Source organism: Candidatus Nomurabacteria bacterium, from assembly GCA_020631975.1.
Classification (GTDB): domain Bacteria; phylum Patescibacteriota; class Saccharimonadia; order Saccharimonadales; family CAIOMD01; genus JACKGO01.
Genome location: JACKGO010000003.1, coordinates 124907 through 141808, shown reverse-complemented (window position 1 = coordinate 141808; position 16902 = coordinate 124907). Strand labels below are relative to the sequence as shown.

Below are 16902 nucleotides of genomic sequence, written 5' to 3'. Positions count from 1 at the left end.
AGTGTTATTTAATTTTCAAAAAAATATTTTTTAAGAAAAGTGCTGACTCAACTGTTATGGTAATACTATTTTTTTACTTTTATAACGACATTGCCAACTTTTTTGCCAGACTCTACATATTGAAAAGCTTTTTGAATATCTACTAGGCTATATGTTTTATCTATTAAAGGAATGAATGTACCATTTGCAAGATATTGTTTAATTATCGTAGCTTCTTTTAACCTGGTCTTTGGAATAGGAAAATATACATTACGTTTTGTAAATAGTCTTTGAACTACATTGAACAGCGCCAATAGTGGATTTTGCCCATATGGTCCAAGCTCGCTAGACATATATATCCCATGGGGCTTGAGTATTTTTTTAGCTTGCTTGAAAGAACTTTTTCCCACTGCATCAAAGTATACGTCGCACTTAGATGCTACGCGCGTGATATCTTGCTTTTCCCAGTCAATTACCTTGTCTGCTCCCAATTTTTTAACTTTTCCAATATCTTTAGTAGTGCTACTAGCTTCTACGTAGTAACCTAATGCTTTTAGAATTTGTACACCGGCAGAACCAATAGCACCGGTTGCCCCATTAACAAACACCCTAGTTTTTTTAGATTCGGGAACTTTATATATAAAAAAGGGCATAGTGGGCGCCTTCAAGCGCTACAGCTGCTTGTTCAAGTGTTGTGTTACTCGGAATGGTTTCGACCATTTGGTTTTCATTAACAATCTTATACTCCGCGTAACCTCCAAAGTTACTATCGTCAAACCCAAACACCCTATCGCCTAACTTGAATTTTTTTACATCTTTACCTAGGTCTTTAACAATTCCAGAATATTCACACCCTAGCGTAAGATATTTTGGTTTAATTATTCCTGTAAAAAAGCGAGTTACAAAAGGCTTGGCCCTTAAAAATCCTACGTCTGTTCTATTAACAGACGAATAATGCACTTCTACCAAAATTTCATTTGGCCTTGGTGTTGGCTTTTTAACCCCTTTTATCTTAATGACAGAAGGAGGACCGTAGGTTTCATTTACAGCAGCTTTCATTGGTTCATTGTATCAAAATTATTTATGTAACAATTATTGGTTGCATTCAGGCATTAATCAGTATGATATAGAATAATAAGCCTAAGTATAAGTGATACTGAAAGGAGAGTATGAACTTAAAAATAGTTATCGCAGTTATTGCCATCATTACAGTGGCCGGGCTTGGATATATGATATTTAATACCTATGAAGATAATAAGACAGCATCGCAACAGAGTATTACACAACAAGAAGAAAACACCACAGCTCAAAATTGCGTTTCTGATGACTGCCTGAAAGTTGAAAACCTAGAATATCCTGTAGATAAACTACCAGATAGTGTCGCCCAGGCTCTTTATTCGGCATTAGATGATGAGTATAAAGCTCACGCTACATACGCAGCAGTAATTAATACATTAGGTCCCATTCGTCCGTTTTCAATGATAATAAGAGCAGAAGAGCAACATATATCATCCCTTAAGGCTCTCTTTGACAAATACGCCCTTAGCATTCCGGCAGACCCATACGCCAATATAATGGCTGCTTCATCTAAGGCTGACAATTGCGCAGTTGGTGTGCAGGCAGAAATTGATAACGCATCATTATATCGCGACACATTGCTACCTGCAGTTTCAAACTATCCAGATATTACTTCAGTATTCACGAGCCTTATGAATGCATCACAAAACAATCATTTGCCCGCATTTGAGCGATGCGCATCGTAATTGCAAAAGCCTTAGGTAACCGTACTTCTTGTTGCAACTAAAATTGAGGCGCAGACTGTCTAGCGATTAGCGTGCAGACCAAGTACTACCATTATCGGTGCTTTGGAAAATCTTGAGTGATTTTGTTATGAGGTATGACTTTGTTGGCTCTGAAGCAGAAGACGCAATGTAGAGCACAGTGTCGGATGTGCTGAAGTCGCTCTTCTCCCAAGTTTCGCCACCGTCGTTGGAAAGCACTAAACCTTGCGCGTTCGTATTTGCAAGCATCTGATCCGATGAAGGGTTAACCTCAATGGCAATTACTGTTTCGCTTTCGAATGCTGCTAGCTCCCATGTGTTACCCTGATCGTTGCTTCTATAGAGCCCACTTGTTGTTGCGGCATACATTTGGTCTTGTTTGTTTCCTGCGCTGAGCTGAATGATCTTATCGGGCGCATCATTGAGATATTGCCAAGTCTCGCCACCATCAAGAGTTCGTTGAAGTGCTCCCGCATAGTAACCGTATATATGGTCACCATTAGCTGAATCAACAGCCATAGTGTGAAAATCAACTGGTCCGTTTAAGCCTTCCGATACATCCTGCCACGACACACCACCGTCAACCGACTTAATAAGCCCAAAATTACCACCAGTTCGTGGGTGTCCACTGGCATAGAAAATGTTTTCATCTGATGGATGAACGGCAAAACTCATCAAATCATCGGATATTTCACTTTGCTTCTTAATTTCTCCGTCAGATTCTTGCACATACAAGCCCTGATGGTTGGGCAGATAGAGTCGATCTGGATCGTTAATATCTACCTCAAGCCCATGAATGTCTGATAGCGTTAACGACACAGTGTCGGATGCTTCATTTGTCTCGGTGCTATCGCTACCCGAAAGGACGAAGAATCCGAATATGACGACAACAACTACAACTACTCCCCAAAAAATCTTGTTATTCATCTCTAACCTCCACAAACACTATCACTTAATGGTACTAGGTTAGCGAATCGTTCTTGTACCTGCTGCTCGGTCGGTTCCGTGTCTTGCACGAATATAACGACATTACCGATTAGATTGTTGATACGCTCCAACCTTGCCTCATCATTTTCAAGCTCTGTTTCATCATGACCGTCATCTTCCATGCCGTGGGCATAGGCTTTTTGGGTAAGCCAATTGAGAGGATTAAACGAGGTTTCCTCGTCAGTATTTAGGTAGCTTTTCTTGCCCAAGAAATCTTCGAGGTCCATATTGAGAAAATCGATCCAGTCTTTTTGCTCGTAACTGTTTTCATCACCAATATAGACGTAGAAATTGGTTCCTTCCGGGATATCTGGCAACAGATCGCCAGCTGTTCTAACATGATGCATGCGCATCATTCCTTGGTCATAACGTCGACCAAGTGAATCATCCTCTCCACCAATAAGATTCCAGCCGTAGAACTTCAAGAATTCACCACCAGTAATACCGCTCCAGTGTACGTGAGCCATTTGGTCCATTTCGTCATGGAAATCGATTGGCTGACCAGTCAGCTCAGCACTACAAGAGGTTTTATCATAATCTTCTTGGAAGTCATGGTGAGAGAAGTCGACTGGATCGCCATTTACAACAATTTGAGTCCGCAAATGATAATGCTCAAACTCAGGGTTTCGCAGGTGTTCAGGGGTTGATGCATACAAGTAACCGTAATAACCACCACTCAGCAGCAGTACAGCCAGTGCTACCAGTCCGCCTTTAATAAACCATGTTTTCTTATTGGAAGAGCTTTTAGTATCTTTAACTTCTTCCACTACTTTTTCATCCTTTATTTCTTCCTGTTTTGCCATCTTACACCTCCTTAGTTCTTAGTAGCTGTGCATTAAATGCAACGATAATTGTTGAAAGCGACATTAATACGGCGCCAATTGCTGGTGACAGAACAAAACCTATTCCAGCAAGCGCCCCAGCAGCTAGTGGGATAGCCATGACGTTGTAACCAGTCGCCCACACAAGATTCTGTTGCATTTTTCTATACGTTGCCTTTGATAGATTTATGATCCGCGACACCCCTCGTGGGTCGCTGCTTGCAAGCACTATACCAGCCGATTCAATAGCCACGTCTGTACCCGCACCAATTGCAATACCGACATCGGCTTGCGTAAGTGCTGGGGCATCATTTACACCATCTCCAACAAAGGCAACTTTCATGCCGTCCTTTTGCAAATTCTTTACGACATCTGATTTATTTTCTGGCAACACCTCGGCATGGTAGTCTTCAATACCGAGCTGATCAGCCACCCAAGAAGCCACACCCTTGGAGTCGCCAGTGACTATTGCAACTTTTTTGCCAGCTTTCCGCAGAGTCTTAACTGCGGATTTAGATTCTTCTCTAATGGTATCCGCGATCATAAAAGCACCTAAAACTTCTTTTCCAGTTATTGTGTAGACAACTGTCTGACCATTTTCGTGTACTTTGTCGGTAGCTTTTTGCAGTTTAGGATTCAGTTTAATTTTTTGTTCCTTTAGCATTCTAGGACCACCAACATAGAATGTTGCCGTTCCAATCTTTGCCTTGGCGCCACGACCTTCAAGGGCACTGAAAGTATTGGCTGACTTTATCTTAACGTTCATATCCTTGGCTTTTGTGACTATTGCTTTGGCTATTGGGTGTTCCGAATCTTGTTCTATACCTGCAGCAATAGCGAGCAATTCTTTTTTATCGTCAGCAACTATTTCAACCACACCTTGCTCACCAGTTGTTAGAGTTCCGGTTTTATCAAACAATACGACGTCTACATTACGCACGAGCTCCAAAGCGCTTCGTTCTCGCACAATTACTCCCGCACTCGCTGCCTTGCTCGTAGAAATTGCTGTTACGAGTGGAATCGCCAGACCTAAGGCATGCGGACAGGCAATAATTAGTACTGCCACTACTCGCTCAAGTGTGTAACCGCCTGATTCGCCAGCGAATGACCATCCAATTGCAGTTACAAATGCAGCAACGAGTGCAATATAGAAAAGATAGGCTGCGGCTCTGTCAGCAAGAATCTGTGTCTTAGATTTACTACTTTGAGCTTCAGAAACAAGCTTCATTATTCCTGCTAAAGCTGTATCATCTCCAGTTTTGGTGACTTTCATAGTAAGTGAGCCACTTTTATTAACCGTTCCGGCAGCCAACTCACTGTCTTTTGATTTGTCTACTGGCTTCGATTCACCTGTCAGCATGGACTCGTTAACTTTTGACTCTCCTTTAGTCACTACGCCATCAACTGGTATCTGGGAGCCGGGTCGTATGAGGACTTTATCACCGATTTTCAGCTCTGCAACCGACACTACCTTAGTCCCTGATTTTGTCACTAATTCGGCTTCGTCAGGTAGAAGCTTAGCAAGTTCGTTTAATGCGCCTTGTGCGTTCATAACAGAAGCCATCTCAAGCCAGTGACCAAGCAACATGATGGTGACCAGTGATGCAAGCTCCCACCAAAAATCCATGCCATCTACAATGTTGAGTGTTATAAGTGAGCTATACACAAAAGCGACACTGATTGCCAGTGAGATAAGAGTCATCATGCCTGGCTGACGGTTGGCAATTTCAGCTTTTGCGCTCCTTAGAAAAACAAGTCCTCCATAAAAGAAAATAATTACACCAAAAATTGCTGGAATGTATTCACTTCCTGTGAACGAAATAGCGTTGTAGCCCAATAAATCTTGAATGGTTTGGGAAAAATATAGGACTGGCAGAGTGAACAGTAGCGATAACCAGAATTTCTGCTTAAACATATCGGGGTTATGGCCCGCATGTTTATCATGGCCTCCATGCTCTGAATGATTCATATGATGGTTATGCTCGTGATGATCCATGAAATTAACCCCTTACATTTGTTAAATCATAAATCTTCAGCATCTCATCGATAATTTCCTGTTGAGTTTTTGCATCTCCCTCAGTCATACCTTCTTTAACATGGGTCTTCATGTGGTTTTCTAGGACGAGTTTATTAAGAGAGCGCAGGGACTGCTGGATAGCTAAACTTTGAGTAAGAATATCTATGCAATATTCTTCCTTTTCAATTGCTTTAACCAGTCCCTTAAACTGTCCCTCAATAATCTTTGACCTGTGTGTTGCGCGTTTTTTAATATCTTGAATCATACATACAATATATACCCCAGGGGGGTATATATGCAACTTTTCATGCAACTAAAAAACGCCTCTGTCTTGAGGCGAATTTGAGTTACAAATGTTGTAATTTACTTTGGAGGGCCAGGAGGGGCTCGAACCCTCGACACCCTGCTTAAGAGGCAGGTGCTCTAACCAGCTGAGCTACTGGCCCATAGTATCTATTATATCTAAAAGTGCTATTCAATCTTTATAGCGAGCGGAGCTTGGAAGAGGCAAGGTACATTCTGCGACCCCTGAACTTCTCGATTGAAAACAAGTTTTTATCGCAAGGTAACCAGCTGAGCTACAGACCTGTTGTAGATATGTTGAGTGTTAAAAAACAACAGGGGTAATTATTGCATATCAATTACAAAATGTAAACTGTCTATTTACATGGCGCTAGGCGTATAATACTAATATTAAAAGAGGAGGATATATGTTTTTTGCACAAGTAGATACGTATAACTATGATTATACGTTAACAACATCAGATGCTGCTGGCGCTGGGATACTAGCGGGAGCTCTCTTGGTGTGGGTAATCTTATGGCTAGCCATTGCAGTCATTCAAATTGTAGCAATGTGGAAGATATTTGAAAAAGCAGGGGTAGAAGGCTGGAAGGCTATTATACCTATATATAACTACTGGACTCTATGCGAAATAGTGGGAAAACCAGGCTGGTGGGGTTTGGCTCCATTACTTATGATTATTCCACTTATTAATTTTGTTGCATGGATAGCTGTGTTAGTCGTTTTTGTGCTTGTAGCACTAGAACTAGGCAAAGCATTTGGCAAAGATACGGTGTGGAGTATATTCTTACTCGTTATCTTTAGCCTAATAGGTATTCTTATACTAGGGTTTGGCAAAGATAAATTTGATAAGAGTTTATTAACGGTAAACACCGCAACAGGTGGTACACCAGACAATACCGACACATCAACAAAAGCCTAAAAAAGTAAAAATTAGTTTATTAATCTGTTAAACTAGTAGCTGTTTTATGAAACAGTTATTAGGTAGTGAACTAGCAGGATTTATTAAAGAGCGCCAAGCAAAACAGGTGCGCCAGCTTGTGCAACAACATAATGTGCATCCTGTATTAGCAATCATTACAGCAAGCAACAACCCCACCATCGCCACGTATATTAATTTGAAGAAAAAGTACGGGGCGGATATTGGTGTAACCGTACAAGAGTATTCAGTTACAGATTCAGACATAGTATCTACTATAAACAGCCTAAATAAAGACAACTCTATACATGGTGTTATTGTGCAATTGCCACTAGCAGAAGGCATGGACACAGAAGCGGTTGTGTCTGCTGTATCGCCCCAAAAAGATGTAGATGGGTTAGCACCCGGTTCTTTGTTTGATGCAGCCACACCTATGGCTATCAACTGGCTGCTAAGTGGCTATAATATAGAGCTAAAAGGTAAACAAATTTGTATTGTTGGTTATGGTCGCCTGGTTGGTGCCCCGCTACAAAAATTATGGCAAAATAGCGGTTTAGACCCAGTTGTCGTAGACGTTGATACCAAAGATAAAGAAGATACAATTGCTAACGCAGATATAATTGTAACTGCTGTTGGTAAACCTAGTCTTATAACTTCGCAGCTTGTAAAACATGGTGCTATTGTTGTAGACGCTGGTGTGGCAAGCGAAAAGGGTGTATTGAAGGGCGATGTTTCTGAAGATGTTTACACAAGAGATGATATTACAATTACCCCTAAAAAAGGTGGCGTTGGCCCGTTAACGGTTTGTGCATTATTTGACAACGTTATTCGGAGTGCATACAACACAGTAAGTTCTTAAGCTTATTATTCTAAAAATAATACTATAGCGCTATTTTTTCTAAGATATCTCGGGGAATATTATTTGGCATTTTATTTTGCCAATCAAACCCTTTCGGAATGCTATAATTACCAAAATTCAATAAACTGATTTTATCTTTTGCAATATTCATTAGCACACGTGATTCTTTTATTTCACCCACACACTCAAAAGGCTTGCCATCTTCTGTTATGCCGAGAAGTTTTTTATACGTTGTCGTTAAGTTGGGATCAATAAGTAGGTTTTTGCCTTTAAACAAGGTATTTACTTTTTCTTCTGGTAAAAAGCAAAAAAGCGCCAGGTAGGCAAAGGCACATTTTGGGCAATCGCCACACCAGTAAATACTGTTTGAATTTTGTGTGAATGCACGGTTGCAAGAACTAAAAACTGCTTTATATTTTTCATAATAATTTTCACTAAATATTTGTACAATTTTAGCCTCGAAATACGGACGTAGTAATGAGTAGTATCGTATGGTTTCTCCAAACAGATGTTCCAAAATAGATTGGTAATCTTGCTCAAACTCAGCAGATTTTGAGTATTGATGATTCACCGGCTCATTATCTACGTATAGCGTAGGTTCGTTTGCAGATTGCTCGTTACTCATCACAGCATCTTGTGTGCCTGTTAAAATACAGATAATACTGCTTGCTGCGGCAAAAATGGCAGAAATTGGTATATGCCCATTCAGAGCATCGGGTAGGGTCCTATTAATCAGCTTCTTGTCTATAGTGCGCTCAACCCAAATATGCTGGTCTGGCGCCATTATTGTAACTAACGGCTCAAGCTGATTTTTGTGCCCTAGGCTCCAGGTTTTAATAGGCAAGCTACTTTTTTTAGCTAATTCATAGCTTACTATAGAATCTTTACCCCCGCCCACAGCAATTAGCATGCCAGGCTTTGTAGCTGTATGTAGTAATGGTAATTCTTCAATATGATTTATAGGGAAGGTAATATCCGTTGTAATCGGTATATTGTTTTGATAAAAAAATTCACGCAATCCGCGCTGGTACGTTTTGCTTAAAAATTGAGCTAGCTTTTCGTCTATCTCACCCATGTTTACTGAAATATTTTTTGGTGCGTAGGTTTTGTAGTAAGACACGCCAGCAATAAAAAATAATAGCTGGCAGGCGCGATCGAGCGCTGCTGTGTTATAGCTAACGGGACTGACTTTAAAGATAAATTCTTCCGTAAACCGCAGAGTCTCGTCGATACTGTATTTTAATTCTAATTTCTGTGTGATGATATCAAAAGAATAAGAATCAAAACTAAAAGTAGTGTATGCCATTATAGCTTTGCTACTTCTTTTTTAAATAAAGTGCCGCGTTCTTCAAAATTGCTAAACAACCCAAAACTAGCGAATCCTGGCGAAAGCACAATAGCATCGCCCGCATCTGCTAACTTAACTGCTTCGGCAACAATTTGCTTCATATTATTCGCATCACTTTGTGTGTAATTATGTAGGCCCGCGCCAGAAAGCATCGTTGCTACTCTATTTTGGCTATCACCAATAAGTAGAATTTGCTTTATGTCTTTGGCTTCATCACGTAAAAATACGCCAAATTCATCGATATCTAGCATACGGTCGTAACCGCCAATTATAGCTATCTTCGGCCCTTCTATAGCGCTTAATGCAGCTTTTGTCGCATGAAGCCCAGTAGCAAAAGAGTCGTTGTAAAACTTAATACCATTTTTCTCACCAACATATTCAATACGATGCTGTAAGCCGGTAAATTCTTTGATTGCTTTGGCTATTGCTGATACATCTTGGGTCACTTGCCAAACTGCAGTAACGGCAGCGCAAACATTTTGCCAGTTATGTTTGCCGAGTAGAGCGATTTCATCAACCGTGCATATTCTGTGACCATTAATAACGACAGCGTTATCTTTTATGTAAGCACCCACGTCTGAATAGTATGATATCTTTTTGCCATCTCCGGCGCTGGCGATAGCTTTTGATGTTTCATTTTCTGCAAAGTAAATGGCAATATCTTTATTATCCTGATGCGCAAACAAGTTCCTTTTCGCGTCAGTATATTCAATAAAATCTTTGTGCCAGTCTAAATGTTCAGGCACCACCATCAGACATACCGCAATGTGGGGCGAAGACTGCAAATCTATAAGCTGAAAATTAGAAAGTTCCAACACTACCCAATCATCTGGTTTAATGTCGTTTTTTAGCATATCTAGTGCCGGGATGCCAATATTACCACCGAGCCAAACTGTTTTACCGGCTTTTTCTAGCATTTTTGTAATGAGGCTACTGGTCGTGCCTTTGCCTTTAGTGCCAGTAACACCAATAATATTTTTTGTGGGGCAAACTTTTAAAAACTCATTGGTACCAGACCATATTTTATCGTTTTGTACGTGAGCGGCTAATAGTTGTGATGGGTGTAAACTAGGGGTTCGTACCACTAGATCATAGTTTTTTACTGTTTGTAAATATGAATCACCCAGTACGCCACTAACATCTTTTGGTAGTACTACGTTTGGATTTTGGTCAAATACAGCTATAGAATGTCCACGAGCACTAAAGTAATCGTACGAAGCACGACCTTCTCTGTCAAAACCAACAATAGCAATCTTCATCACTAGCCATTATATCAGTTAGTAGTATGTGTGGCTTAAATGTATTTTTGCACAAGGTCGGCTACTTGGCGTGGGGTCATATCTGCTTTTACAATAAACGTTAGTACATTGAGCTCTTTTAATGTCTGCGGTGCTTCTTGTTCGCCCATGTTGGTCAAAATTATTACTTTTATGTTTTTGCCCCAATTAGTGGCACGTAAGCGAGCTAACATTTCATCGCCGTTCATTTCGGGCATCATCAAGTCTAGCAGTATAATATCTGGGCGCATTTCTTCGGCGAGCTCTAGACCGTATTTACCGTTTTCTGCAGTTTCTACAAAAAAACCTTCGGCCTCAAACTTCATCCGATACATCTGCGCAATGGCAGCATCATCTTCTATAATTGCAATCTTTTTTGCCATAATACATCTGTCCTTTTTGCTACGTATAAGCATAGCATTTTATTTGTTTGGGTGCACGGCTGTTAATACGCTGCTAAATACGCTTAAATAGCACATAGGAAGAGCACTTGCTTTTCCGGCACATCAACACAAGTAACAAAGGAGGTGAATGAAGTGGCCAAGCCAATGCAGCTTTATCGTGCACATAAACGCGGTAAGGCAAAACAACGGGCTATGTACCGTGCAGTTGGTTCTGGTACAAAGCGTCGTCGCAAAATAGGTGATATGCGGCCAAGTTCGTCTCGGCCACATCGCACACGATGACCAATCATTTATCTATAAATAGGCCTGAGCACGCCTATGGTAGCGATTAAATCGTCATCACAAAAAACTGCTCAACACTCTGTATTTTTACGTGTAGAAACATTGCTTTCATTAAAATAAATGCTATACTATATATATAATCAAATAGCAATATTAATAAGGACGTAAACATGGCAAATAGAGAGAATACATTTTCACCTATCAATGATATAGCTCGAGAGTTAGCAGAAGCTACACTTTATGTCCCAGCTAAACCATTACTAGAAAAGGGTCTTGGCAGTGAATTACCGAGCCGCTGTGAGGTGCTTGGTCGTGCAGCATATAATGCTGCAACGTTACCAATCGCGTTAGCGGCAGCTACAATTATCCGTGGTGGTATTAAACTGTAGTATCTGCAATGTGCCTCGTCTATGATGGCTCAATCATGTATTAGTACTGCAAGCAAGCGAAACAAATAATTATGACAAATACATACGATATAGATAATTCTGCTAATTACCATGCATCGGTAGACATTATGCACGATTATTTGCATCCTTATCATGATATGCGAATGCGTGCGATGGCTGCGCGTTTTGAGGATGGTCAACACAAGCGTCTAGAAAGAGTCCAGGAATCGACAGGAGAATGGATAGAGCGTGTGTTTCTAGACCAAGAAATTGATTATGGTACGTATGATAAGTCAACAGTCGAATCTAAAATGTATGCACTTGCTGATTATTTAGTCGTACATCATTCAGATGACATTACAAACGAAGAAATAGAAGCCACAAGACTTTTTATTGAGTCTACGTTTGGAGTATATGAAGAAGTTATGTCAGACACGTCAGATGCGAGTAATGTGCGATCAATTCTTTCATACGCGTTTCTGGTGCCAGGTAGAGCTTCTCGCAAGAATCAGGATTATGGTGCTGAATCAGAATTAATCATTCCAATTCTTCGTTATGTACCTAATAAATATCGGAGTTTATTTATTCACGGTGTGCCACCGTTCATTTTAGATTTTTATGAAGAAGATGACGATGGTGATCGTGGTGCTGTCGTCTGTGCTTTAGTTTCACCAGAAGATATGTTTCCTGAAAAAGCAGATTATGTTGACGAGACAGAATACACAACAGCTTTTATGACTGCCGGTTGGCAAGCAATACAAGGTGTTAATAATGCTACTGAATTTGCCAGACGTTTGGGTGCAGATGTAGCAGGGTTTGGGGCGGTTTTGCCGCGCATTACAGATTATGGTGCTCGCATTGACAATAAAGGTATTTTTACTACCACGGGGCATGCAGGAACAATAGTTTTAATTTTTCAAACGATAAACGTAGCAATAGAACAGGGAATAATAGATGAGCATGCACCTCGTCATTTAGCAATTGCAGGGTTGGGGAAGATCGGTGCTTCTATAGCTCGCTTGGCACCAAGCTATTATCCAGACGCAAAGATAACACTCTATGACAGCAGAGAACCGCTGACACTTACAATCGCAGAAGAAATGGCCCAAGACGGAGCTAATGTGCATATTGCTCAATCAATGGAAGAATTGCTTTCTAGTAGCTCGGTTGCTATATCCGCAATTACTTCGCAACTTACTCAAGAAGAAATTGCCGCCAGCAAAGAAGGCCTCCTTATTATTGATGATAGCCAACCCGCATGTATTGACCCAGATATAGCATCACGCTATGGGGCGACTGTAGCCTGGGTAGTTGGTATGCATGAAAGTGGTACTCGTAGAATACAGTGGGGGTATGGTACTTTTGCAGATGAGCACAACGATTTATTTGGCTGCGAGATAGAAACGTCTATTTTATCTCGATACCGTAAAGATTTGGCGGGTAAAGGATATAGTAAAGAAGAGATTGATACAAAAACTAGAGAAATTGCATTAACAGGCCCAGTCACACCAGAAAAAGTAATTGTATGGCGTCAGCTTTTTCAAGAATATGATATAAAACCTGCGCGTTTACAAAGCTTTGGTAAGTACGTGATTACATAACCGATTATAGCATTTAGCTTAACGTAACTGCGTAGTACAATAATACTTATGCTACTTGTCGCTTTTAGTTTATTGGCAATTACAGTAATTGCCAATGCTGTGCTTGCAATTACTGTGTTAGCTTCTCTGAAGAAGCAACCTTATAAATATGTCTTTCTGTCGGTATTAGCGACAGTCATATTATGGGCTGTGGGTGACATACTTATGTTAACGTCAGATTCTACGACGACCGCTTATTTTGGGGCACAGTTATTTTATATCGCACCGTTATTCACCCCTGTACTTTTATGGTTATTTGCTATTCAATTCCCAGAAAATAGCAGATTAAAAAAAATTCATATATATAGTAGTGTAGTAGCCCTTTTACTTGCAACAATTCCTTTGCTAATAAATGTGAATTTTATTATTTATCCTATAGAATTAGCAGAACCTTTTAACAAAATAAATCCACGAAACCCAGGCTTTCTATTGTATGGTTTGTTTTTAATAGTTTTCTTTTTACTTGTTTATATTACTTTATTACAAAAAATTAGAACGCTTAAAGGTACGGCTCGATTACAAGTGTTATATACATATTTTGGCGTAGTGTTGTCGAGCAGCCTGGCACTTGTAACTAATGTTGCAATGCCATTATTGGGCTATGTAACATATGTGTGGCTTGGGCCGCCCTTCACGCTCATTAATACAATTGCAATGTTTATGGCGATGTTTAAATATCAGCTATTTGAGTTCAAATTTGTCGTTCTAAGGCTTATCAGCTATACATTCTTGATCCTGTTCATATCCGTAACATATACCATGATTGTTGTTCTGTTGAGCGCTAGTTTAACACAATCAGCCCTCCAGTTTGATAAAAGCTTTTATGTCACGGTTATAGCAACACTGCTTGTAGTATTTACAGTAGGCAATCTACGCTCTAAGTTCGATAAATATACAAATAAAATATTCTTTAAGGATGCCTACAATTCCCAAGAGCTCATTAACCAAATAAACTCACTACTCGTATCTAAAAATCAACTCCATGATCTTATAGGTCGGATTGCGCTATTAATCGAAAACAATATAAAAGTCACTTTCTGTAATTACTATATAAATGCAGCAGCAACAGTTGATTTTCATATAGCTGGGTCAAACACGACATTGTTTTCTAAGCACGAGTGGCATGAAGTTTTAGAATATGTCAGTGGTGTTTCAAAAAAAGTAATACGTATAGATGACGAGGATTTGCCCGATACCGTCAAAGTAGCATTTAAGGCGCTCGGTATAGAGCTATGTGTACAAATGATATCTAGTGATGTCGATGTCGGATATATCATTATTGGTGAAAAAAGAAGTGGTAATGACTACACAAAAGAAGATATGCAACTTCTTGAGATTATCGCGGATGAAGTAGCCATTGCGGTGCAAAATAATCTACAATTTAATGAAATTAGTCAGTTCAACATAACACTTCAGAAAAAAATAGAAGAAGCGACCAAAGAGCTACAAAAAAGCAACGAAAAGCTGCAAAAGCTCGATGAAGCCAAAGACGAATTTATTAGTATGGCATCACACCAGCTACGCACGCCACTTACTAGCGTAAAAGGCTACATTAGCATGATTTTAGAAGGCGACGCCGGCCCCGTAAATGACACCCAAAAACGCTTTTTAGACCAAGCATTCTTAAGTAGCCAGCGTATGGTATATTTAATTGCCGATTTACTTAATGTGAGCCGCTTAAAAACAGGTAAATTTGTCATAGAAGCAAACCCAACCTATTTACCAGATGTTGTCGAGAGCGAAATAAACCAGCTGCAAGAAACCGCCAAGGCCCGTGAATTAGAGCTGGTGTTTACCAAGCCAGCTGAATTTGTAACCCTAAACCTAGACGAAACAAAAATTCGGCAGGTGATTATGAACTTTGTAGATAACGCTATTTACTACACGCCACGCGGTGGCCGTATAACGGTTGCCCTTAAGCAACTAAAAAATAGCATCGAATACACTGTAACAGATACAGGTATAGGCGTGCCAAAAAAAGACCAACACCATTTGTTTACCAAGTTTTACCGCGCAGCGAATGCTAAAAAATCACGCCCAGATGGCACCGGCCTAGGGCTGTATATGGCCAAAAAAGTGGTAATTGCACAGGGCGGGGCAATGATATTTAAAACTACCGAGGGCAAAGGCAGCACCTTTGGCTTTACGTTCCCTATTCCAGAAACTGCTAACGAATAAAAATACACCATATAGTAGGCTGTCTGGTAACTTATAAACCAACGTTATAAGGTGATGCAAAGTGCCTGTACGGCAAAACATAGCAAAGGTAAGCATAACCAAAAACATATTGCTTATAGCTATTGACAAAAAGTCAATAATGTCATATTATGTTACTAATCCAATCAACGAGCGAGGTGGGTCCGGTTTGCTTGGTGATGCTTAACAATTTAGACATATGCTTTGTTGTCTATAACAAGACAAATAACGTAAACAAAGCAAACTAGATAGTCATTTGGGTCTTTTGCAGCCCAAGCTTATTTTTAAGCTTGTGGCCGAATGCCCATATGACACTAACTACTACAGGTTATGACCTCCTAATGGGCGTGGTTTATTGCGTATAGCACAGATAGCTGTAAATAATAAACCGCGCCCATAAGGGGCGTGTGGCGGAAGTTCCGCCAAGACACCCCTTGAAGGAGGGCAGATCGATGATCAGGAAGATATTTAGCTTCATCGCCGCTCTGGCGGTGATGATTGGCTTGGGGGGGTTCATTACGAACTCCGCCAGCGCCGCCGAAGACCCGGTCAGCATGAAGTCGGAGGTTTTTTTCAAGGAAACCGCCGACAGCGCAGTGCATGTAATATCATCCACAGCCATCACAACTGACTCGAAGGGTCGGTTGCTGGTGGGGTGGGTCAACGACCCTGCCGCTCCAAAGCTCTCGGTGGGTAAGGCGCGGAAAGCTCCGTTTGTCAAAAACTACCAGGCAGGTGTAAAAACCTGCAAGGTGTTTCGGCTCAAGCGGGGTAAAACCTACCCTACCACCTACAACTCAAGTTCGGGACGAGTCAATATCCCGAACCACGCCATCACAACCCCGTGGACGAGTTTTGCCCCAAACGCTGGGTGCAAATACTTCCACATGGGGTATCCGAAGGCGTCAAAATGGGTGAACAGGTGCAAGAACCCAGAACCTACAAGGAGGATGCCGAAGTATAGGTACTCCCAAATCCATGTCAAGCGGAAGCTTGTACTAACGTGGGTAGTGACCGGCTACGGTGTAGTCGGTATTGAAGCACGAGCGTTAGCCCATGTCGAGCTCGGTGGCTGTATTGCCGAATCCTGGGTTACGGGACTTGGCAGTGCAAAATTCGAGTTTGACGAACGGATCACTTTCCGTTCGTCGACACGAATCGATGCCGAAGGGCAAGCGGTGCGGTACTGGCAACAGAACCGCACTAAGGCATCGGCGGATGCGAAAGCGTCAGCCGAGGTGGCGATGGAAGGCAATGCTTACGCTATGTGCCAACAAAATCCGACGCCGACGCCGACGCCGGTTCACCAGAACCCGCTCGCCGAGTACTTTCTCGGCGAGCACGCTGTCGATCCTGGTGGCACGATGCCTGTCTTCGGACGAGCAAAGGCCTTCGATGGCGCAACGGTCACCCTGGGGTCTCCGGTAGTCTCCCCGAGTTCGCTCGGTGGTGTCTACAATTGGCGGTCGGTCTCGACCGAACGCGACGGTGTGACACCGTGTGAAACGGGATGGACCTGCTACCAAGGGTACTTCCGTGCCCAGGCTGAAGGAAACGGCACTCTCACAGGTACCGCTTCTGACAGCATGGGGGGAATGTTTAACCCCCAACCCTTGTCGTTCGTCTCGGTGTTTATCATTCACCCTGACACCTGATAGATGTAGTAGTTAGTGTTAGCGGGTGCGTACACAGTATATGGCTT

At 41.4% G+C, this 16902-nt stretch carries 17 protein-coding genes and 1 tRNA gene; 8 read left to right on the top strand and 10 right to left on the bottom strand.

What is annotated here, in order from left to right; translation table 11 throughout:
- Window positions 1-65: 65 nt before the first annotated feature.
- Both H6795_03560 and H6795_03555 read right to left on the bottom strand, forming a co-directional pair.
- On the bottom strand, window positions 66-632 hold the full coding sequence (locus H6795_03560) for a zinc-binding dehydrogenase (GenBank protein MCB9817578.1): 567 nt from the start codon (window positions 630-632) through the stop codon (window positions 66-68).
- The gene (locus tag H6795_03555) at window positions 613-1038 is read right to left on the bottom strand and encodes an alcohol dehydrogenase catalytic domain-containing protein (protein ID MCB9817577.1); all 426 of its coding nucleotides are present in this window, start codon (window positions 1036-1038) and stop codon (window positions 613-615) included. Before H6795_03555 ends, H6795_03560 begins: the two co-directional genes overlap by 20 nt.
- A 272-nt stretch (window positions 1039-1310) precedes the next feature.
- On the opposite strand from H6795_03555, the gene H6795_03550 reads away from it, so the two are divergent.
- Window positions 1311-1742 (top strand): DUF2202 domain-containing protein, encoded by a 432-nt coding sequence (locus H6795_03550; GenBank protein ID MCB9817576.1) that lies wholly within the window; start codon window positions 1311-1313, stop codon window positions 1740-1742.
- Window positions 1743-1808: 66 nt separating this feature from the next.
- Here H6795_03550 and H6795_03545 read toward each other — a convergent pair whose 3' ends face one another.
- From H6795_03545 to H6795_03525, 5 genes are all read right to left on the bottom strand, one after another.
- Window positions 1809-2687 (bottom strand): hypothetical protein, encoded by an 879-nt coding sequence (locus H6795_03545; protein ID MCB9817575.1) that lies wholly within the window; start codon window positions 2685-2687, stop codon window positions 1809-1811.
- A gap of 2 nt (window positions 2688-2689) precedes the next feature.
- Window positions 2690-3550 (bottom strand): hypothetical protein, encoded by an 861-nt coding sequence (locus H6795_03540; protein MCB9817574.1) that lies wholly within the window; start codon window positions 3548-3550, stop codon window positions 2690-2692.
- Window position 3551: 1 nt separating this feature from the next.
- Window positions 3552-5564: a copper-translocating P-type ATPase gene (locus H6795_03535; GenBank protein MCB9817573.1), complete on the bottom strand. Its 2013-nt coding sequence runs from the start codon at window positions 5562-5564 to the stop codon at window positions 3552-3554.
- A gap of 4 nt (window positions 5565-5568) precedes the next feature.
- Window positions 5569-5850, bottom strand: a complete 282-nt coding sequence (locus H6795_03530) for a metal-sensitive transcriptional regulator (protein MCB9817572.1) — start codon at window positions 5848-5850, stop codon at window positions 5569-5571.
- A 104-nt stretch (window positions 5851-5954) separates the two neighbouring features.
- Window positions 5955-6031 (bottom strand) — tRNA-Lys (locus tag H6795_03525).
- A 264-nt stretch (window positions 6032-6295) separates the two neighbouring features.
- On the opposite strand from H6795_03525, the gene H6795_03520 reads away from it, so the two are divergent.
- Together H6795_03520 and H6795_03515 are read left to right on the top strand one after the other, a co-directional pair.
- The gene (locus H6795_03520; protein MCB9817571.1) at window positions 6296-6808 is read left to right on the top strand and encodes a hypothetical protein; all 513 of its coding nucleotides are present in this window, start codon (window positions 6296-6298) and stop codon (window positions 6806-6808) included.
- A gap of 46 nt (window positions 6809-6854) precedes the next feature.
- A complete protein-coding gene (locus H6795_03515) occupies window positions 6855-7664 on the top strand; it encodes a bifunctional 5,10-methylenetetrahydrofolate dehydrogenase/5,10-methenyltetrahydrofolate cyclohydrolase (GenBank protein MCB9817570.1) in 810 nt (269 codons plus the stop codon).
- 22 nt (window positions 7665-7686) lie between these two features.
- Here the strand turns inward: H6795_03515 and H6795_03510 are convergent, their stop codons facing one another.
- Genes H6795_03510 through H6795_03500 form a run of 3 tightly spaced genes read right to left on the bottom strand, consistent with a single transcriptional unit; the run spans window position 7687 to window position 10672 of the window.
- The gene (locus H6795_03510) at window positions 7687-8970 is read right to left on the bottom strand and encodes a hypothetical protein (GenBank protein MCB9817569.1); all 1284 of its coding nucleotides are present in this window, start codon (window positions 8968-8970) and stop codon (window positions 7687-7689) included.
- A complete protein-coding gene (murD, locus tag H6795_03505; GenBank protein MCB9817568.1) occupies window positions 8970-10271 on the bottom strand; it encodes a UDP-N-acetylmuramoyl-L-alanine--D-glutamate ligase in 1302 nt (433 codons plus the stop codon). Before murD ends, H6795_03510 begins: the two co-directional genes overlap by 1 nt.
- A 35-nt stretch (window positions 10272-10306) precedes the next feature.
- Entirely contained in the window at window positions 10307-10672 is a 366-nt protein-coding gene (locus H6795_03500; protein MCB9817567.1) for a response regulator, read from the bottom strand.
- Window positions 10673-10825: 153 nt separating this feature from the next.
- Here H6795_03500 and H6795_03495 point away from each other — a divergent pair, with 153 nt between their 5' ends.
- The 5 genes from H6795_03495 (at window position 10826) to H6795_03475 (ending at window position 16855) form a co-directional block, all read left to right on the top strand.
- Window positions 10826-10975 carry a hypothetical protein gene (locus H6795_03495; GenBank protein MCB9817566.1) on the top strand — a complete coding sequence of 50 codons (150 nt, stop codon included), beginning with the start codon at window positions 10826-10828 and terminating at the stop codon, window positions 10973-10975.
- 170 nt (window positions 10976-11145) lie between these two features.
- A complete protein-coding gene (locus H6795_03490) occupies window positions 11146-11364 on the top strand; it encodes a hypothetical protein (protein MCB9817565.1) in 219 nt (72 codons plus the stop codon).
- Window positions 11365-11435: 71 nt separating this feature from the next.
- A complete protein-coding gene (locus H6795_03485; protein ID MCB9817564.1) occupies window positions 11436-12965 on the top strand; it encodes a hypothetical protein in 1530 nt (509 codons plus the stop codon).
- 48 nt (window positions 12966-13013) lie between these two features.
- On the top strand, window positions 13014-15182 hold the full coding sequence (locus H6795_03480; GenBank protein MCB9817563.1) for a hypothetical protein: 2169 nt from the start codon (window positions 13014-13016) through the stop codon (window positions 15180-15182).
- Window positions 15183-15652: 470 nt separating this feature from the next.
- Window positions 15653-16855, top strand: coding sequence for a hypothetical protein (locus tag H6795_03475; GenBank protein MCB9817562.1), 1203 nt, complete (start codon window positions 15653-15655; stop codon window positions 16853-16855).
- Window positions 16856-16902: the final 47 nt, after the last annotated feature.